Below are 19,836 nucleotides of genomic sequence, written 5' to 3'. Positions count from 1 at the left end.
TAATGCAAGACTTTATTTCAATCGTTGATGCTCTACAAGGACATGCAAAAGATTATCCTGATAGTATCGCTATTAAATTTATGACACAAAAAAGTTGTGAAACACTGACTTATAAAGAATTTGATCAACAAGCATGTCGATTAGCTCAGATATTGCAACAACATGATTCTTATTACGATGAACGTGCTGTCATTTTGTTGCCACCAGGATTAGACTATATTGTTGCCTTTTTTGCGTGTCTGTATGCGGGTGTAATTGCTGTTCCTGTCTATCCACCTAGAAAAAATCAGCATAAAAATCGAGTTCTTTCTATTCTTGATGATTCGCAGGCAAAATTTGTAATTACTAACCAAACTCTCGCCCCAGAGTTTACGGATTACACTGTTATTGACATTGACTCAATAGGCAAAGAAGTAATTGGGAAGCACTGCTTTCCTATTACCCCAAGCAAAATCGCTTTTTTGCAATATACATCGGGATCTACAAGCACCCCCAAGGGTGTATTAATCAGCCATTTAAATCTTATTGCAAACATTAAGGGAATACTTAGTTTTACTCCATCTATGGAAAGCGAGCGAGACAAAGTTTGCTCATGGTTGCCGCCATATCATGATATGGGCTTAATTGGTTGTATACTTACTTCATTATATAAAAGGTTTGAGCTCATCTTAATGCCACCAGCTTACTTTTTGCATTCTCCAATACGCTGGTTAGAAATTATTTCTCAAGAACGAATTACACTTACATGTGTCCCCAATTTTGCTTTTGATTTTTGTGTCAAGAAAATTTCGCCTGTTCAAATAACTCAATTAGATCTGAGTTCTCTGCGTTGTATATACAATGGTTCTGAGCCTATTCAATTTGATTCTATTCAGAAATTTATTAATAAATTTGCTATTGCAGGCCTATCTCCGCAAGCGATCTATCCATGTTATGGTCTTGCTGAAGCAACCTTAATGCTAACCGCAAAACAATATAATGCGCCTAATACTTCCTTAAAGTTAAACAAATTAGATTTTGAATTAGGAAAAATATCTATTGCATCAGAATCAGTAGATACTCCTAGTGTGCATATAATAAACTGTGGTAATTGTCTCACAAATCATTCTATTCGCATTGTCGAGCCTAATTCATTAAATGAGCTACCTGAGGGAACTGTAGGTGAAATCTGGGCAAGTGGACCAAGTATCGCAAAAGGCTATTGGAATAAAGCGGAACTCTCTAAAGCCACTTTTGAAAACCAGTTACCTAATATTTCAGATAGCTTATATTTAAGAACAGGTGATCTAGGTTTTATGAACCATGGCAATTTATACGTTACAGGTCGAATCAAAGATTTGATGATCATGCAGGGTAAGAATTATTATCCACAAGATATTGAACAAGCAATTACCCTAAATCATGAAAAATTTGAATCTCTAGGTGCAGCTGCATTCACCATAGAAGTGGAAAACAGACAAGAATTAATTGTGTTACAAGAGGTCAAACGTGAAGCGATAAATCGTGGTGAACACGACTTACTGTTTTCTGATATTCGCGCCATTCTCTTAGACCAATTTGGATTGGTGCCTTATTCCATCGTTTTAATTAAACCTTATACTTTACCTAAAACGTCAAGTGGAAAAATCCAACGCTGGCTTGCGCGTAAGGCTTTCCTTGAAAAAACGCTGCAAAGTGTTGCACACTGGAATAACAATTCCGAAAATAAAACCAATACCATTTCTTTAAATTCAACGTCAACGGAGATAAAAAAATGGCTTAGCGATTGGTTAATGCGACGCCTCAACATGACACTATCTGAGTACGATTATGAAAAATCAATCACTACTCTGGGTATTAATTCAATTGCAGCAGTCGAATTGTCAAATGATTTGCAGAGCACAATAGGTAAGCAATTCGAATTATTGCCTTTATTTGAACAATATACTTTAAATCAACTCATCACTTTTTTATCGGAAACTACCCCTACCGAAGATTTAAAATGGAACAAAAACACTAAAATTACAGGACTCTTAGTCAACAACTCAGTAGTTAATAAGCTCTCAAAGACTAATGAGCCAATTAAGCTTCTTGATCCCCCATTAACATTTGGGTTGCAAAGCCTAGCACAAAATACTGACCCCAAATTAGACAATGATTTTATTAAAAAGTTAAAAAGCATTTATTTTAATATTAATGAAGGTATATCCAGTAATACGACCGTAATTGATGGCAAATCCTATGTTAATTATTCCAGTTATAATTATTTAGGTTTATCTGGAGAGCCGAGTGTTACCGAGGCAGTCATTGCTGCAGTAAAAAAACTGGGGACTTCTGTTTCTGCCAGCCGTCTCGTTTCAGGTGAAAAATCACTTCATGGAGAATTAGAAAAAGCAATTGCTGGTTTAATCGGTACAGAAGATTGTCTCGTGTTCCCTGCCGGATATTCAACCAACATTACTATTATTACTCATTTGTTTGGCAAAAATGATCTTATTATTCATGATGAACTCGCACATAATAGTATTATTCAAGCTGCTGTGTTTTCAGGAGCTGAACGTGTTGCCTTTCTACATAATAATCATCAATTCCTCGCTGATTTTCTTGAAAAATATCGCGATCAATATAGAAAAGTATTAATTGTGACAGAAGGGATTTTTAGCATGGATGGAGATATTGCTGATGTTCCCAATCTTATTACCATTAAAAAGAAATTTAATGCTTTTTTAATGATAGATGAAGCACATTCTATAGGTGTGTTAGGAGAAACAGGCAAAGGCATTCGTGAATATTATAATTTAGATTCCAAAGATATAGATATTTGGATGGGAACATTAAGTAAAGCATTTGCAAGCTGTGGAGGTTACATAGCGGGCACTCATGAATTAATTGAAAATCTTAGGTATACTTCTGCTGGTTTTGTTTATTCAGCAGGCATATCACCGGCAAATACTGCCGCTGCATTAGCAGCGATTGAGGTAATGAAGAAAGAACCGCACCGAGTAAGTACGCTGCGTGATAGGCATACACTGTTATTGTCTTTATTAAAAGAGCAAAACATTCCAACAGGATTAAGCAATAACACGCCAATTATTCCAATTGTGGTCGGCGAAGACTCAGCAGCAATTCAACTTAGCCATTACTTAAAAGAAAATCACATTTTAGCTTTGCCTATTATTTATCCTGCAGTAGAAAAAAATTTAGCAAGAGTAAGATTATTTATGAATTGTTTACATACAAAAGAACAAATCTATAGCATTGTTAATTTATTGAGAAATAATGTCCTTTTTGAGAAAAAAGTTAAGCGAGAACTCAATATAAATAGTAAAAGCCACATACCTAGTTTAGAAGAACAAGAAGTCTAAATTATTGTTCGCGGGATACATCATTCGAACCTAGGGAGGGATCCCAGCTAGGAGCCGATGATAAAATATAATGCTCAGAATAAAATTGTAAGCGATTACGAACTAGCATCTCTCATTTATCGAGACAAGATGGAAATGCAAAATTTGAATGACTCTTGGTTTCTAAATTATGTAAAATTATATGCACGGGTTTGGAGTTACATTGCATTATGTATTTTAATCTGCATGTTGACTCGAACAACCATGTTTTTTTATTCTTTTGATTCATCTATATCTGCTTCATATTCTCCTCAAGATATTGGTATATTATATGGACTGGGCTTTTTATATGATTTGCAAGCATCGGCATTTTTATTTTGCCCGTTTATTTTTATTGGATTAATTTTTTTATATTTTAAGAAACGACAAATTACAATCAATTGCATTTTGGGAGCAGTGCTTATTGAGTTGGTATTAATAATCAATGTACTTAATTTTTTTTATTACCAATATTTTGGGACCCGTATAGGAACTAATTTTTTTCTTATTTTGGATGGACAAGCTAATGCAACATTAGCATACATTAAAAAAGCATACCCAATTTTAATAATCACTGTCTTACTTGGGATATCCGCAATCCTTATTTACTTATGCTTATTAAAAATAGAAAAACACATTCGAAAAATAAATTTAAATTATGGCTTTTTCAAAAAAATAATTTTTATTTTTTTATCCCTTTTAATTTACATTTCCGCTATGCGTTGTTCCATTGGAGGATATGGCCTTTATCATGATGGCTTGGGTAACAATCAATTTATTGAAAATGGAGTTGCTGCTTTATATGATGCATATAAAGAGCGACAATCTTCAAAATCTATTTTAGCGACAATAAATGATAAAGAAGCATTGGACTTATATAATGCTTTGTTTAACCAAAATACCTCATTATCGCAGTTTTCAATTAATGATTTATATACCAAAACGACAAAAAAACAGTTTTCAGTAACACATCCGCAACCCAATGTTATTTTTGTGCAAATGGAAAGCTTTGGTCGGCATTTTTTACAATTTGATAATAAAAACAACGAATTATTAGGCAAACTTTCACCATATTTTCAACAAGATTTTGTTTTTAAAAATTTTTTACAAGGGGGAAATTCTACTTCTCAATCGCTACTCTATTTAATGTTTAATTCATTCAACTCCTCTTTCTCAGCACTAAACTGTCCAAATTTAGTCTCTTCCTCCGTAGCAAAACCATTTAGAGAAGCAGGATATGAAACAGTTTTTTTAACTTCTGGTTCAGAAAACTTTCTCAATCTCAAAAATTTTTTACCTGAACAGGGCTTTCAACATGTTATTGGCTATGAGTCAATATTGAAAAAATATCCTAATGCAGAACAAGAAGATTGGGGGGTTTATGATGAGTATATGTATCAATATGCCTTTTACTTATTAAAAAAGGCAGATAGTGAACACAAACCTATTTTTATCTATATGAATACAGTAACCAATCATCCACCATATACATTACCTTCTCATTATAAACTTAAACCAATTAAACTATCGAAGAGCATACACAACTATGTAGATATTAACCCGGAAGTGCTTAATCAAATCGCTTCAACTTATCGCTATGCAAACGATGCTTTAGGTGATTTTATTCAAAACATTGACAAGAGTACTCTCGCCACTAAAACCATAATTGCTGCTTCAGGGGATCATAATCAAAGAGAAATCAGCGGCCATTATAAAGATGAAGCAACATTAGGACTAAAATTCACGGTGCCATTTTATTTACACATTCCCCAAGAGTATCGAATCAATATTAAATATGATCCTAAGCGAATCGGTTCTCATAAAGACATTTTTCCAACCTTATATGAACTGTCCTTATCAGAAGCGAGTTACCTTAACGCGGGTAATAATTTATTATCATTAACTCCTGTTGATTTAGAATTTGGCTATAACGTTTCTGCTATTATGTTTCCTGAAGGAATCGCTTTATTTCAAAATAACCATTATGTATTTTATCCTTGGCAAGATAGCTCAAAAACATTAGTTGGAAAGGGACGAGACTTAGAAAATGAAGAAGAATTGAAATTATCTAAAGTTTACTACTACACAAAGCTCATGCAATGGCACTTTTATAAGTCGGCTCAATTAGCAAATTGTTCCTAATGAAAATAGAATGCTTTGATACAGAATACACTAACATTCACGGCGGGATAACGCATCCCCGTGCTGCGTTTATATTGAATTTATTAGATAGATTAATAAAATGATACTAGTGATGTTGTTATAAAAAAAGCAATTAATGCATACAAAAATCCAAATATCATATCAATAACATAATGAAATCTTCCATAAATTGTACTAATTATTAGCCCTACTCCAAAGGGTAAAATGAAATAAAAAAGCAGAGGATTTATAGACCATGTTGTTAATAAAATAGCAGAAGATAACCCTGTATGACCACTTGGAAACGCAGTACCTGTGGTTGAACCATCTTGCAATAATTTATGAGTTATTCGAAAAAATAAGCCTTGGCTACGATGATCTTTAATTTTCTCAAAAATATTACGAGGACCACAAGCTGGAATGATACTATGGGTTAAAAAACAAGAAAAAAGTAATAATAAGATAACAAATTGACATTCATAGAATGACACAAATTCTTGTCTAAGATAAAAAAATAGGGGTACCCCATAAATCAGTAAATAAAAGCTTAAATAACATAAATGGAGAAACTCAGAGAGAAAGAGTGAGTTTGCTCGATTATTATGATGAAAACTCATCACCCATTTGAAATGTCTTTTTTCAAAATCTATGATTTTTTCATCATAATGCACTTTATTAAGTGCAGACGTTAATATCTCAGTTTCCCGGTGCAACAGGATTAAAAGCAATAAAGGAGACCAATCATATAAGATTTTTAAAGGGTTTGAATCGATCTGTTTTAAAAAGGGCAAAGCTTCCCATAATATAATGAGGCAATTCGCATATATATAAAAGAGACGTAATTTCTTTTGTTTAGGGTTAGATATTACTAAAAGAAAGGTCGAAATAATGACATATATAATAACCAATGAATTTACTGCTAACATGATTTAATCCTAAGGTAATAATCTAGAATTCTTGGTGTGTTATTTGCAAATTACTCACATCGATGTATGTTTATTAGCATGATAAATAGTCAAAAAAATCGTTTGTATTATTGTAAGTGTTGAGAGGAAAATTAAAAAAATCAGTAAAACTCCTGCCCAATAAGCACTAAACAAAGAAGTAATCAAAATACCTATCATAAAAAACAGCATTTCTCCACGATTCATAACACGCCAAATTAAGGTCTCATTATCATCGGATACTGCACCGCGATGATTAGCGTAAGCAACTATAAATGATGGTAAAATGACCACAAAAGAAGTAATACAGATTAATTGATCCAAGCTTAAATAGAAGGCTTTAATTTCACAAAAGAAATAGGAAAAAATAATAGCAAAATCCACGAACCTATCAATTGTTCCATCAACAAATGCACCTAAACTCGATGCCTTGTTACGAGCCCGTGCTACAGAGCCATCTATCACATCAAAAATACCAGCTAAGAGAAATAGTAAAATAGCTGCAACATAGTAATGACAATAAGAGCAAAAAATTGCGATCATTGCTAACACTAAAGAATTTATTGTATAAAATCCCGCAGGAAATGGACTATACGTTGCAAAAAAACTGCCCAGAAGCATTGAAACTTTTTGCCAGGTCCGAGATTTTTCTTTTATCATGATTAAATCCAGTTAAACATATAAAATGATTCGATTTTGTAACAATAAGCAATGACGATCCTATTAGGGTAAGATAATAACAAACAATTATAAAACCGTCATCTAATTGAGTAGCACTGATTTGTTAAGCTTGTATGTTATTCATCGATCATATACATCTATTGTAATTTCCTAAATATTTAGGATTAAATAATTGCAAAATCGGATTGTCTCTGCACCTTGCAGAATCGAATATATGTACAAGGACATAACTCAAATGAATAAAAAAACAATATTAATTACAGGTGCGAGTCGTGGTATAGGAGAACAAATAGCATTTCGTTATGCAATGCCTAATGTAAATTTAATTTTAATCGCAAGAGATCTCAAAAAACTAACGCATGTTGCCCAACATTGCCAAGAACAAGGAGCAAATACGATTTATGAAAGCATTGATGTCCGCGATGCAAACTCGTTAAAGGAATTTATTATTGATGTTGACAGTAAAATGCCTATTGATTTGCTGATTGCCAATGCAGGAGTCTCTTCAACATTGCAAGCGAATTGGCAACCAGAAAAGGAAGAAGATATCAATCAAGTTTTTGCCATTAACTTGCAAGGGACTATGAATACAGTTAATCCATTAATTCATAGAATGATAGAAAGAAAAAAAGGGCAAATAGCCATGATGGGTTCAATTGCCGGTTTACGAGGATTACCCCAGTCCCCAAGCTATTGTGCGAGCAAAGCAGCACTTCATGTATACGGTCAGTCTTTACGAGCTTGGCTTATTCGATATCAAATTCATGTCAATGTAATTTGTCCTGGCTACATTAAAACAGATATGTCTGACAAACTCACAGGACCTAAGCCCTTTTTAATATCAAGCGAGAAAGCGGCTAAAATCATCCAAAAAGGATTACTAAAAAATAAAACGTACATTGTCTTTCCCTGGCCTTTACACATGCTAATCAAATGCTCGCATTTACTTCCCTCAAAACCAGTAGATGCAATTTTAAATCGCTTTGAATCTTATATTAACTAACATATATTCGCTGGAAGCAAAATGCTTTATAATTTTAAAAGATTATATTTTTAAGAAATATCACTATATAGTGATTAAAGGATAAGACCAATCACATGGAACGATTTTTAAAATTTATAGAAAAAAATTTTATTTTTAAAAAAATTTCTCAAAAGTATGTTGACTCCTATAAAAGAAAAAAATTAATCTCAAAATTACATGATCATTTAAACCTATTCTTTTTAAGAAACGAAAAAATCGAATTTCCATTAGCTAACGAACCCGAAATTTCCGTTATTTTAGTCCTTTACAATCAAGCGCAATTTACTCTGGAGTGTCTGCGTTTATTGCAACAGCAAAAAAATATAACGTTTGAAGTGATTATTATTGATAATGCTTCCAGTGATTCAACCCATCAACTTTTAGAGTGTTGTAGTAATGTTTTAGTTGTAAAAAACTCTCAAAATCTTGGATTTCTCCAGGCCGCTAATCAAGGAGCCCAAATCGCAAAGGGCAAGAACTTGTTATTTCTTAACAATGACATCTGGCAATTAAATACAGATGCTTTTGCTATTGCATTAAAGACACTGAATCGTGACAAAAAAATTGGAGTTGTCGGAGGTAAAATCATTCTTCCCGATGGGTTACTCCAAGAAGCAGGCGTGGTTATAACGCAAAAAGGGATTCTGCAATATGGGCGTGGTAAAAAACCTGATATTTTTGAGGTTAACTTTCAAAGACATGTGGACTACTGTTCCGGTTTATTTTTACTCACTCCAAGACATTTATTTCAAAGTCTAGGGGGGTTTGATGTAATCTATTCACCCGCTTACTGCGAAGACTGTGATTATGGTTTAATGGTAAATCAGGCCGGATTCAAAGTAATCTATGAGCCACGAATCGTTGTTGGTCACATTGAAGGAGGCAGCGCAACTAAAAAAGGATACGCCCGCACCTTATATGAAAAAAATATTATCCTATTTCATAAAAAGCATAAAGCTTGGCTCCAAACATTAACTCATTCATCTAACTTTGCACGCTTTACTTCTAACAGCATGATAATTTCTAGATATCATAAGCGGGATTGCAAACGCCTATTATTTATTGGCAATAATATTCCCTCTCAGCATACGTTAAATCTCATGAAATCCGCTTGCGATTCGGAATACGCAGTAAGTTATTATCCGCTGAATCCATTTGACCTCTCGTGGGATAAAATTTATAACCTATTTGATATTCGAATTGAAGTCTGTAACGGGATGGGATTATCCACTTTGGATAATTTTATTCGTATTAGAAAAAAGTACTATGACCAAATACTCGATGAACATGGAAATCAAGAAAAATGGGCAAAATACTCTCGATTTCTTGCGAGCCAATCTTAATTTATTGCAGATATAGATGAAATTAATTCTCGATATAACAAGAATGTTGGGCACATTAATAACTGGACGCTACTCAGGGACTGGAGTAGATCGTGTTCTGTTAGCCTATATGAAATATTATAAAGAGAGCGCTCGGGCATTTGTGCGATATCCAGGTATTAATTGTATTTATTCTCAAAAAGCTTCAAATTTTTTATTTGATTATTTGCTTCATTGCGCTGAACATTCATCGACAATCAAGCAGTCAATCATAACAAAATTTATGCTTTTTCAACGCAAACATCAGGACTTGGACGGAAGTATTTTCTTACATATAGACCAATATCCTCACAATTTTAATCTTTTTCACCATTTAAACATACCTATTGTATCTATGGTACATGACCTTATTCCCCTCTACTATGCAGAGTATAGTGATACCAAAAAAATAAATAGACATGTTCAGTACCTACACAATTCCATGCAGAGTGCTGGCATCATTACCAACTCTAAAAATACATTAGATAATTTATGCTCCTACTATTTAGGTATGCAAAAACAGATACCTCCAACCATTGCTGCGCCTCTTGCTTCAGGTTTACCACTCAATATTTCACCTGAAGCTCGATTTATTCATGAACCTTATTTTGTAGTGATTTCAACTATAGAAGGCAGAAAAAATCATTTAGCACTGTTACATATTTGGCGACGTTTAGTAGAACGTTTTTCAATACGCACCCCAAAACTCGTCATTCTTGGGAAAAGAGGCTGGAGATGTGGGCAAGTGCTTGATTTATTAGATCACTGTAAACAAATAAAGCCTTTTATTATCGAGGAACCCTCTTGTCCAGATCAAAAGTTGGTAACCTATCTTTATCATGCACAAGCGTTACTTTTTCCATCCTTCACTGAAGGTTACGGTTTACCCCTTATCGAGGCACTTTCCTATGCAACACCGGTCATTGCCAGCGATATTCCGGTTTTTCGCGAAATTGCCGGGGATATTCCAGAATATATAGATCCTTTAGATACTCTCAAATGGATGGAGTTAATTGAAGAATACAGTCAAACTCATAGCATGATGAGAGTTGCGCAATTAGAACGTATGAAATCATTTAAAATTCCCACCTGGAATAATCACTTTGAAATAGTGGACGTATTTTTGCAAAATATAGTTGAGCAATACTCAATTAAGAGGTAGTGCGGCGACTTGTCCATAGAGTGTTATATAGAGCAAGACAGCTCTGCATTTAATTGGTTACAGAGCGGATTCCCCATAACCAAATGATGCCCAGTTACAACAATAACGACTTTATCTAACCATCTTTTATGATCAATGTAATTAATAAAATCGGCCACTTCATCAGCCGTGCATTCAACAATATCTTCGAATAATTGAAAAAAACATTAATAATTTTGGATCACTTACCTATGGGTTTAAAATGAATAAAAAAGCTCAGAAGAGCATAGCATTAGGATTTAAGAATTATGAAATAAATAAAGCATATGAGTCAATCAACTTAATTATAAGTAGTTTAGAAGAGTTTTTTTGGATGCCGAATGTTGATCCATATAAAAAAACGGAATAAATATTTTCAAATTAAACAAAGATCTATCTATTTGAGCGCCATTGAATAAAAATTAGCCTTCACTAAAAATCGAATTATGAACTCTGCCGTCAAGAAGTATTATAAAATCATTCCCCTAATTTTCCTGATACGAAAAAAGATCTGAGAAATTCTATTTGCATCTTTAATTTGATTGGGTATAGTCTAACACATTTGTAAAAATCAACAGACTACTTACCCTACATCACGATACGCTAAATTCAAGCGCCTTCAGAATTCTTGTTCAGGTAAGTAGCTATAACAACAGGAAGCCAGCTATGTACACAGGACCGAACTATCAACTCGGGGAAACTTACGACATGTTGCGCGACAGTGTCCACCAATTTGCTCGTGCTGAAATTGCTCCACTTGCTGCTCAAATCGACGAAAGCAATAGTTTTCCCAATCATTTATGGAAAAAATTAGGGGCAATGGGTTTACTGGGAATTACAGTAAGTGAAGAGTATGGCGGTGCCAATATGGGGTACCTTGCCCATGTCATTGCGATGGAAGAAATTTCTCGAGCATCTGCCTCTGTAGGCCTAAGTTATGGTGCTCACTCCAATTTATGTGTCAACCAGATTTATTTAAATGGTACGCATTCGCAAAAACAAAAATATCTGCCTAAACTTATTAGTGGAGAATATGTTGGAGCTCTGGCTATGAGTGAGTCCAATTCAGGATCCGATGTAGTCAGTATGCAATTACATGCTCGTCCAGAAGGCAACAAATATATTCTCAACGGCACCAAAATGTGGATCACCAATGGACCTGATGCGGATGTCCTGGTTGTTTACGCCAAAACAGACAAACACGCTGCAAGCAAGGGAATCACTGCCTTTCTAATTGAAAAAGGAATGCCAGGCTTCAAGACAGCTCAAAAACTCGACAAGCTAGGAATGCGTGGCTCAAATACCTGCGAATTGGTATTTGAACAATGTGAGGTTCCAGCAGAACAGGTTTTGGGTGAAGTTAATCGAGGTGTTAAAGTATTAATGAGTGGACTGGATTATGAACGGACCATTCTGGCGTCAGGCCCAGTAGGAATTATGCAAGCGTGTATGGATGTTGTTTTACCTTATGTACATGAACGAAAACAATTTGAACAACCCATAGGTGAATTTCAATTCATCCAGGGTAAATTAGCAGATATGTACACTGATCTGGGCGCCTCAAGAGCATATTTATATGCTATTGCCAGAGCTTGTGATCAAGGTATAGTAAGTCGTAAAGATGCTGCAAGCGTCATTTTATATACGGCTGAAAGAGCAACACAAATGGCATTACAAGCAATTCAAATTCTTGGTGGTAATGGATATATTAATGAGTATCCCACAGGACGTTTACTGCGAGATGCAAAATTATATGAAATAGGGGCTGGTACTTCTGAAATCAGAAGAATGCTTATTGGACGAGAACTTTTTAAAGAAACAGCATAAGGAAAAATGAAAATGGAACAGAATGACATAGTAATCGTTGCGGCAAAAAGAACTCCTATGGGAGCCATGTTGGGAAATTTATCAACTCTTTCAGCTCCAGAGTTAGGTGCAATTGCACATATGGCTGCCCTATCTCAAGCAGGAATTAGCCCCGCAGAAATAGATGAAGTAATCAGTGGTTGTGTCTTGCAAGCAGGAATTGGTCAAGCTCCAGCACGACAAGCAGCAATTAAGGCAGGATTGCCCAGCTCTTCTGGAGCAACCACAATAAATAAAATGTGTGGTTCAGGAATGAAAGCGGTTATGTTAGCCCATGACTTAATTCGAGCAGGCACTGCAAATATTATCCTTGCAAGTGGTATGGAAAGCATGAGTAATGCACCTTATCTATTGAGTAAGGCACGCTCAGGGTACCGACTAGGACATGGTGAATTGAAGGATCATATGTTCCTTGATGGATTAGAAGATGCCTATGATAGAGGAAAATTAATGGGGGTTTTCGCAGAAGCCACAGCGAATCACTTTCATTTTAGCAGGGATCAGCAGGATGAATTTGCTACTCGCTCCATGAGCAGAGCACTTGAAGCAATAGAAAATGGGGCTTTTAAAGAAGAAATTACTCCGGTAACGATTAATACACGTAAGGGTGATATTACAGTGAATGTGGATGAAGGTCCTGATGCTGCAAAAATCGCTAAAATATCCCAATTAAAACCCGCTTTTAAAGCAGACGGAACCGTTACTGCAGCCAATTCAAGCTCTATATCTGATGGTGCAGCAAGTTTGATTTTAATGAGTGCTGGCCAGGCTGAAAAACGCGGTATTCAACCTATTGCCCGCATTGTTGCTCATGCAAGTCATTCACAAGCGCCAGAGTGGTTTACTACAGCGCCAGTAGATGCCATTCGCAAAGTCATGAATAAAGCATCCTGGAAACAAAATGATGTGGATCTTTATGAAATAAATGAAGCATTTGCTGTAGTAACAATGGCAGCTATGACACAACTTGAATTAAACCCGGAACAAGTTAATATTCACGGCGGAGCTTGTGCTTTGGGCCATCCAATTGGTGCATCCGGTGCGCGTATTTTAGTAACTTTAATACACGCTCTAAAGCATCAAGGAAAAAAACGCGGTGTCGCTTCATTGTGTATTGGTGGTGGTGAAGCAACTGCTATGGCAATTGAATTAATTTAAAACACAAAGCCCCCCTCTTCCATAAATAGAATAGGGGATCTTCATATAAATAAAGGTAATAGCTCAGGTCCTTATGCTAATGTTTACTCGAACGGTTGGGTTTGAGCGCAAGTTGTGCCAAATACAGCCGTTCCCTGAGGGGCTGAGCACTTACAAAAAAGGAAGTTCATGCTACGACACAGTCTTATCTACCTGTTACTGAGTATTTTGGTAGTATTATTCGCAAAATACGCGCATCTTGTTATTGTTTATGTTGATATGTTTTTCACCTACGTTAATTTAAAATTGACCCCTATATTCAGCCAAACGGGCTGGGGGCTTGTAGTTCGCAAAATTTTGGTTCTTGTCATATTACCTGTAATGATTACTGCTGTCCCAGCGCTTATTTACAAGTTCATCAAAGGAGGCAATATGCCTCACTTTATTGCCATTACTTGGATTATTTGGACAATCATTGTTTTAAGCGATATTTTAGTACTACGATAAGGAACAGGCATGGCAAAATTAATTAGTCAAATCAATACAAGTAGTCAAGAATTCAAAGAAAACCAAACAGCCATGCAAGCCTTAGTGGATGAGTTACACAATCGAATTCAATGCATTGCTTTAGGTGGCGATGAAAAAGCACGTGTCCGTCATTTAAAACATGGTAAATTATTGCCAAGAGAACGATTGCAGCAATTACTTGATCCTGGAAGTCCTTTCCTTGAGTTATCACAACTTGCAGCGTATCAAGTATATGATGATGTAGTCCCTGCCGCAGGGATTATTACAGGGATCGGCTGGGTTTCGGGTATTGAGTGTGTTATTGTTGTAAATGATGCTACAGTAAAAGGTGGGACTTACTATCCATTAACCGTAAAAAAACACCTAAGAGCACAAGAAATCGCACTAATAAATCATTTGCCCTGCATTTACCTCGTAGATTCCGGAGGAGCCTTCTTGCCCCTTCAGGATGAAGTATTTCCTGATCACAATCATTTTGGACGCGTCTTTTACAATCAAGCGCGATTATCTGCGCAAAATATTCCACAAATTGCAGTAGTTATGGGCTCTTGCACTGCTGGTGGTGCTTATGTTCCGGCAATGGCCGACGAATCCATTATGGTTAAAAATCAAGCCACGATTTTTCTTGGTGGCCCACCTCTTGTCAAAGCGGCAACAGGTGAAGTCATCAGCGCTGAAGAATTAGGCGGTGCAGAGGTCCATTGCCGGCATTCAGGCGTAGCAGATCACTATGCCGAACATGATGCTCATGCACTTCATATAGCACGAACCACTATTAGTAATTTAAATCGTAAAAAACCGCAGCAATTAACCCGGATTGAAACTGTAGAACCACTCTACGACAGTAAAGAATTAAATGGCATAGTACCTACTGACCACCGGAAACCTTTTGATATTCGAGAAATTATTGCACGCATCGTTGACGGTTCTGAGTTTGATGAGTTTAAAGCACTCTTTGGCACAACATTGGTTTGTGGCTTCGCACGTTTATACGGTTATCCCATAGGAATTATTGCAAATAATGGCATTTTATTTAGCGAAAGTGCCTTGAAAGGAACCCACTTTATAGAACTTTGTTGCCAACGTAAAATTCCTTTGTTGTTTCTGCAAAATATTACTGGTTTTATGGTTGGTTCTAAATATGAAGCCTCCGGCATTGCCAAAAATGGTGCCAAAATGGTAACCGCTGTTGCCAATGCCAATGTTCCTAAATTTACAGTGATCGTTGGTGGTAGTTTTGGTGCAGGGAACTATGCTATGTGCGGGCGTGCCTATAATCCTAATTTTCTCTGGTCTTGGCCTAACGCGCGCATTTCAGTCATGGGAGGAGAACAGGCTGCTAATGTTTTGGCACAAGTTAATAGAGAGAAACTGGCAAAGCAAGGAAGTGATTGGCCTGTGGAAGAGGAAGAGCGTTTTAAAGAGCAATTACGTTCCCAATATGAAGCGCAAGGAAATCCTTATTATGCCAGTGCCCGATTGTGGGATGATGGAGTTATTGCCCCTCAGGATACACGTAAAGTATTAGGACTAGGGTTATCAGCCGCATTAAATGCCCCTATTGAATCAACGCGCTTTGGCGTATTTCGCATGTAAGGAGCACGCAGTGAGTGATTTGTTGTATGAAATTCAGGATCACTTGTGCTTACTCACTTTAAATCGTGTGAGTAAACACAATGCTTTTGACAATCAGCTTTTAAGTGAGATACACCATCAGCTTGATGCTGCTATTGCCAATTCTAATGTTCGTGTCATAGTGCTCAAAGCAAATGGCAAACATTTTTCTGCAGGCGCTGATTTAGCCTGGATGCAAAGCATGGCGCATTATAATGAAGAAGAAAATTTAAAGGATGCCATGGTGCTTGGTAATCTGATGTACGCTCTCAATAAAAGCCCTAAACCCACTGTAGCTATGGTGCATGGCTCTGCTTTTGGTGGTGGAGCAGGACTTGCAGCAGCATGTGATATTACTATAGCTTCCCAATCAGCACGTTTTTGTTTTTCAGAAGTTAAATTGGGCCTTATACCGGCAGTAATTAGCCCATACGTGGTGCAAGCCATTGGCGAACGCAGTGCTAAAGCGTTATTTATGAGTGCTGAGGTTTTTGATGCAGCTAAGGCATTGTCATTACATTTAGTACAACACTGTGTCCCTGAAGAAAGCTTGTTGGAATTTACACTGAATTATGCAAAACAAATCAGTAACAACGCACCCAACGCAGTCAGAGCATCAAAACAACTGGCAAGCTATGTAGTAAATAAAAAAATAAATGAAGAGCTTGTTTATTACACTGCTTCCTTAATCGCTCAAAAAAGAGTATCGGCTGAAGGCCAACAAGGGCTTAATGCATTTTTAAAGAAAGAAACACCAAACTGGGATTAAAGCTTTTACCCCCCTGAGTAATAGTAGCCTGGGTGCAGCACAGCGGAACCCGGGGAATTTTTGATAGGAAAACCCGGGTTCCGCTGCGCTGCACCCAGGCTACAAAGCACTTGGGCTCCATTAGATGAGTATAAGTGGTTATAAAAGTAAAAATTAATGAGGCACTAATGTTTAATAAAATTCTTATTGCCAACCGCGGTGAAATTGCATGCAGAATTATCAAAACTGCTCGCTCAATGGGCATCCATACGGTGGCTATTTATTCCTCGGTTGATAAAGACAGTCTGCATGTACGCAGTGCTGACAGTGCATATTTTGTTGGCGATGCGCCTGCTAAAGACAGCTATCTGAATATCGCTAACATTATTCATATTGCCAAGGAGTGTGGAGCACAAGCCATTCATCCCGGTTATGGATTTTTATCTGAAAACCCTGAATTTGCCAAGGCATGTAAAGAGGCGGATATTGTTTTTATTGGTCCTTCAGTTGAAGCAATGGAAGCAATGGCCTCCAAACAAATAGCCAAACAATTACTGGAAAAAACCAAAGTTCCATTAACCCCAGGCTATCATGGCAGCGAACAAGCGGAAGATAAATTACTGGCTGAAGCAAAAAAAATAGGATTTCCTGTCCTACTCAAAGCGGCCAATGGAGGCGGTGGGAAAGGGATGCGTGCTGTTCATCAAGAATCAGAGTTTAGTGCTGCCCTAGCAGGAGCAAAACGTGAATCAATGGCAAGTTTTGCCGATGACACAATGATTATAGAAAAGCTGGTACTGCATCCGCGTCATGTTGAATTACAAATCATGGCAGACAATCATGGCAATGTTGTTCATTTATTTGAACGCGATTGCTCTATTCAACGGCGACACCAAAAAATTATTGAAGAAGCTCCAGCACCCAATTTATCTGTTTCTTTACGACAAAAACTTGCTGAGGCAGCGTGTGAAGTAGCCCGATCTATAAAATACAGTGGCGCAGGTACTGTTGAGTTTTTAGTAGATGATGCAGAACACTTCTATTTTATGGAAATGAACACTCGATTGCAGGTAGAACATCCAGTGACTGAAATGATCACTGGACTTGATTTAGTCGCATGGCAGTTGAAAATTGCTGCTAATGAAACGTTACCCATGGCACAAGATAGAATTCAAGCACATGGTCATGCAATCGAATGTCGTATCTATGCAGAGGATCCGCATCATGATTTTATTCCATCAATAGGACAAATTCACTTTTTGCAAGAACCTTCTGGTGATGGAGTACGCATTGATACAGGGGTGCAACTTTCATCGCAAATAACGATGTATTATGACCCCATGATCGCCAAGCTTATCGTATGGGGGGATAATCGCAATGAAGCCTTATCCAGATTAGAGCATGCTTTATCCAACTATTTTATCGGCGGAGTCAAGACGAACATTCCATTTTTACAAGCTATTTGTCGTCATCCTAAATTCAGGCAGGCAAAAATCAGTACCGATTTTTTAAGCCAGGAAGAAATCAAACTCCCTACAGCAGACAAAGAAATAGCTTTAGTCATGGCTGTGAGTTTTGATTATTTAAACAACATCAATACACTTCGAGATCCCTTATTGCAAGAAGCTTTTGCCTGGCAATCTCAAATATCAAGCCATTGGATATGGCGCTATAAGGATCAAAATGAATTGATTGAAGCATTTATCACTCCAATTGATAAAAATTACTTTAAGGTTCGACTCAACACAGAGGAGCATTTGATTTATGCTCATTTAACTGGTAATAAAATCTATGTTGAAACAAAGATACAAAAACATCATGCTACAGTTGAAAATAAAAAACAATCGTTGACCTTGTATACGAATCAAGGGCAAATTACTATTGAACGGTTTAACTGGGGAACCATTGGGGCACAAACCAACGTCCATAAGGGACAGCTTACAGCACCAATGCCAGCCACTGTAGTCGCAATTTTAAAAAACATCGGTGAAAAGGTAAAAGCGGGGGAACGTTTAATTATTTTAGAAGCAATGAAAATGGAACATACCATTCATGCCCCCACTGACGGCACTTTATTGGATATATTCTATACTGTGGGCGCACAAGTGAATGAAGGAGAAGAACTACTGTCATTAAGTGAAGAAGATTCTTAAAATATAGGTTTGGTCATTAGAGTAAATTGCTGTGTGAAGCGAAACTAACCTAGAAGAGGACATGATTGCATGTTTTCACTTTACCAACAAAATATGGCCACCCTGGAAAATTAAAAGAGATAATTATGGACTATCCGCAAAACGTAACCATTATAGAAGTAGGCCCGCGTGATGGCTTGCAAAATGAGTCTTCTTTTGTATCCAGCAAACACAAAATTGAATTAATTAATTTACTCAGTGAATCTGGCTTGCAATATATCGAAGTAACGAGTTTTGTATCTGCAAAAGCAATTCCACAACTGGCAGACCATAATGAAGTATTCCGTACCATAGATAAAGTCCCATCCATACACTATTCTGCATTAGTTCCTAATGAGCACGGCATGCTCAAAGCATTGGAGGCTGGAGTTAAAGAAATTGCCGTATTTACTGCAGCAAGTGAACAATTTAACCAACGAAACATAAAGTGTTCCATCGATGAAAGTATTTCTCGTTTTAAACCCGTCCTCATTTTAGCAAAAGAAAAAAACATTAAGGTGCGAGGATATATTTCCTGTGTCCTTGGGTGTCCTTATGAAGGAAGTGTAGCTCCCGAAAAAGTAGTTGAAGTAACTAAAAAGCTATTGGATTTGGGTGTAGATGAAATTTCATTAGGAGATACTATCGGTGTTGGGACGCCATATCAAACCCATCTATTACTCGAACAAGTACTTAAACTATTGCCACTGAACCAATTAGCAATGCATTTTCATGATACTTATGGTCAGGCCATAGCAAATATCTATACCTCCTTACAACACGGTGTCCACCGTTTTGATAGTTCAGTTGCTGGGCTTGGTGGTTGTCCTTATGCACGTGGAGCAAGTGGTAATGTAGCTACCGAAGACGTCCTATACTTAATGCATGGTTTAGGAATAAATACAGGTGTAGATATATTTAAAATTGTGACGGCTGGCGACATGATCTGTAAAATTTTAGGGCGTAAAAATCAATCAAAAGTCGCGAATGCCATGTTAGCAAATCCCTGTAATTAGAACATTTATCAAGTGTCTTCTCCCAGACTGCCTCTATTACATAGAGTCTGGCTGAAATAAAG

15 protein-coding genes are annotated in these 19,836 nt (G+C 36.7%); 13 read left to right on the top strand and 2 right to left on the bottom strand.

Translation table 11 applies throughout. From position 1 onward, the window contains the following. Window positions 1-2: 2 nt before the first annotated feature. Both DY223_RS06325 and DY223_RS06320 read left to right on the top strand, forming a co-directional pair. Window positions 3-3,344 (top strand): aminotransferase class I/II-fold pyridoxal phosphate-dependent enzyme, encoded by a 3,342-nt coding sequence (locus tag DY223_RS06325; protein ID WP_058459133.1) that lies wholly within the window; start codon window positions 3-5, stop codon window positions 3,342-3,344. A gap of 57 nt (window positions 3,345-3,401) precedes the next feature. Beyond that, complete coding sequence (locus DY223_RS06320; RefSeq protein ID WP_058459132.1) at window positions 3,402-5,504, top strand: LTA synthase family protein; 2,103 nt, start codon at window positions 3,402-3,404, stop codon at window positions 5,502-5,504. Between the two features lie 92 nt (window positions 5,505-5,596). Here DY223_RS06320 and DY223_RS06315 read toward each other — a convergent pair whose 3' ends face one another. Further along, on the bottom strand, window positions 5,597-6,430 hold the full coding sequence (locus DY223_RS06315) for a phosphatase PAP2 family protein (protein ID WP_058459131.1): 834 nt from the start codon (window positions 6,428-6,430) through the stop codon (window positions 5,597-5,599). 54 nt (window positions 6,431-6,484) lie between these two features. Beyond that, the gene (locus DY223_RS06310; RefSeq protein WP_058459130.1) at window positions 6,485-7,108 is read right to left on the bottom strand and encodes a CDP-alcohol phosphatidyltransferase family protein; all 624 of its coding nucleotides are present in this window, start codon (window positions 7,106-7,108) and stop codon (window positions 6,485-6,487) included. Between the two features lie 256 nt (window positions 7,109-7,364). On the opposite strand from DY223_RS06310, the gene DY223_RS06305 reads away from it, so the two are divergent. The 11 genes from DY223_RS06305 (at window position 7,365) to DY223_RS06260 (ending at window position 19,774) form a co-directional block, all read left to right on the top strand. Beyond that, the gene (locus tag DY223_RS06305) at window positions 7,365-8,132 is read left to right on the top strand and encodes an SDR family NAD(P)-dependent oxidoreductase (RefSeq protein WP_058459129.1); all 768 of its coding nucleotides are present in this window, start codon (window positions 7,365-7,367) and stop codon (window positions 8,130-8,132) included. A gap of 95 nt (window positions 8,133-8,227) precedes the next feature. Continuing rightward, the gene (locus DY223_RS06300; protein WP_058459128.1) at window positions 8,228-9,496 is read left to right on the top strand and encodes a glycosyltransferase family 2 protein; all 1,269 of its coding nucleotides are present in this window, start codon (window positions 8,228-8,230) and stop codon (window positions 9,494-9,496) included. A 16-nt stretch (window positions 9,497-9,512) separates the two neighbouring features. Continuing rightward, window positions 9,513-10,676 (top strand): glycosyltransferase family 4 protein, encoded by a 1,164-nt coding sequence (locus tag DY223_RS06295; RefSeq protein ID WP_058459127.1) that lies wholly within the window; start codon window positions 9,513-9,515, stop codon window positions 10,674-10,676. A gap of 241 nt (window positions 10,677-10,917) precedes the next feature. Further along, window positions 10,918-11,064 carry a hypothetical protein gene (locus tag DY223_RS19090; RefSeq protein WP_154669244.1) on the top strand — a complete coding sequence of 49 codons (147 nt, stop codon included), beginning with the start codon at window positions 10,918-10,920 and terminating at the stop codon, window positions 11,062-11,064. A 296-nt stretch (window positions 11,065-11,360) separates the two neighbouring features. Further along, a complete protein-coding gene (locus DY223_RS06290) occupies window positions 11,361-12,521 on the top strand; it encodes an isovaleryl-CoA dehydrogenase (protein WP_058459126.1) in 1,161 nt (386 codons plus the stop codon). A 12-nt stretch (window positions 12,522-12,533) separates the two neighbouring features. After that, on the top strand, window positions 12,534-13,718 hold the full coding sequence (locus DY223_RS06285) for an acetyl-CoA C-acyltransferase (protein ID WP_058459125.1): 1,185 nt from the start codon (window positions 12,534-12,536) through the stop codon (window positions 13,716-13,718). 168 nt (window positions 13,719-13,886) lie between these two features. Beyond that, window positions 13,887-14,204, top strand: coding sequence for a hypothetical protein (locus DY223_RS06280; protein ID WP_058459124.1), 318 nt, complete (start codon window positions 13,887-13,889; stop codon window positions 14,202-14,204). A 9-nt stretch (window positions 14,205-14,213) separates the two neighbouring features. After that, window positions 14,214-15,821 carry a carboxyl transferase domain-containing protein gene (locus DY223_RS06275; protein WP_058459123.1) on the top strand — a complete coding sequence of 536 codons (1,608 nt, stop codon included), beginning with the start codon at window positions 14,214-14,216 and terminating at the stop codon, window positions 15,819-15,821. Between the two features lie 10 nt (window positions 15,822-15,831). Beyond that, window positions 15,832-16,608: an enoyl-CoA hydratase-related protein gene (locus DY223_RS06270; protein WP_058459122.1), complete on the top strand. Its 777-nt coding sequence runs from the start codon at window positions 15,832-15,834 to the stop codon at window positions 16,606-16,608. Window positions 16,609-16,775: 167 nt separating this feature from the next. Continuing rightward, window positions 16,776-18,740: an acetyl-CoA carboxylase biotin carboxylase subunit gene (locus DY223_RS06265; protein WP_058459121.1), complete on the top strand. Its 1,965-nt coding sequence runs from the start codon at window positions 16,776-16,778 to the stop codon at window positions 18,738-18,740. A 125-nt stretch (window positions 18,741-18,865) separates the two neighbouring features. Beyond that, a complete protein-coding gene (locus DY223_RS06260) occupies window positions 18,866-19,774 on the top strand; it encodes a hydroxymethylglutaryl-CoA lyase (protein WP_058459120.1) in 909 nt (302 codons plus the stop codon). Window positions 19,775-19,836: the final 62 nt, after the last annotated feature.

Source organism: Legionella bozemanae (genome assembly GCF_900450575.1).
Lineage (GTDB): Bacteria > Pseudomonadota > Gammaproteobacteria > Legionellales > Legionellaceae > Legionella > Legionella bozemanae.
The sequence above is the reverse complement of the archived record's forward strand: the minus strand, read 5'-3'. Positions and strand labels throughout refer to the sequence as shown.

Excerpts from the sequence above, each read along its gene's own strand:
- DY223_RS06290 (WP_058459126.1), top strand. The coding sequence starts at position 11,361 with ATGTACACAGGACCGAACTATCAACTCGGGGAAACTTACGACATGTTG.
- DY223_RS06300 (WP_058459128.1), top strand. The coding sequence starts at position 8,228 with ATGGAACGATTTTTAAAATTTATAGAAAAAAATTTTATTTTTAAAAAA.
- DY223_RS19090 (WP_154669244.1), top strand. The coding sequence starts at position 10,918 with ATGAATAAAAAAGCTCAGAAGAGCATAGCATTAGGATTTAAGAATTAT.
- DY223_RS06310 (WP_058459130.1), bottom strand. The coding sequence starts at position 7,108 with ATGATAAAAGAAAAATCTCGGACCTGGCAAAAAGTTTCAATGCTTCTG.
- DY223_RS06280 (WP_058459124.1), top strand. The coding sequence starts at position 13,887 with ATGCTACGACACAGTCTTATCTACCTGTTACTGAGTATTTTGGTAGTA.
- DY223_RS06295 (WP_058459127.1), top strand. The coding sequence starts at position 9,513 with ATGAAATTAATTCTCGATATAACAAGAATGTTGGGCACATTAATAACT.
- DY223_RS06305 (WP_058459129.1), top strand. The coding sequence starts at position 7,365 with ATGAATAAAAAAACAATATTAATTACAGGTGCGAGTCGTGGTATAGGA.
- DY223_RS06260 (WP_058459120.1), top strand. The coding sequence starts at position 18,866 with ATGGACTATCCGCAAAACGTAACCATTATAGAAGTAGGCCCGCGTGAT.
- DY223_RS06325 (WP_058459133.1), top strand. The coding sequence starts at position 3 with ATGCAAGACTTTATTTCAATCGTTGATGCTCTACAAGGACATGCAAAA.
- DY223_RS06320 (WP_058459132.1), top strand. The coding sequence starts at position 3,402 with ATGATAAAATATAATGCTCAGAATAAAATTGTAAGCGATTACGAACTA.
- DY223_RS06315 (WP_058459131.1), bottom strand. The coding sequence starts at position 6,430 with ATGTTAGCAGTAAATTCATTGGTTATTATATATGTCATTATTTCGACC.
- DY223_RS06285 (WP_058459125.1), top strand. The coding sequence starts at position 12,534 with ATGGAACAGAATGACATAGTAATCGTTGCGGCAAAAAGAACTCCTATG.
- DY223_RS06265 (WP_058459121.1), top strand. The coding sequence starts at position 16,776 with ATGTTTAATAAAATTCTTATTGCCAACCGCGGTGAAATTGCATGCAGA.
- DY223_RS06275 (WP_058459123.1), top strand. The coding sequence starts at position 14,214 with ATGGCAAAATTAATTAGTCAAATCAATACAAGTAGTCAAGAATTCAAA.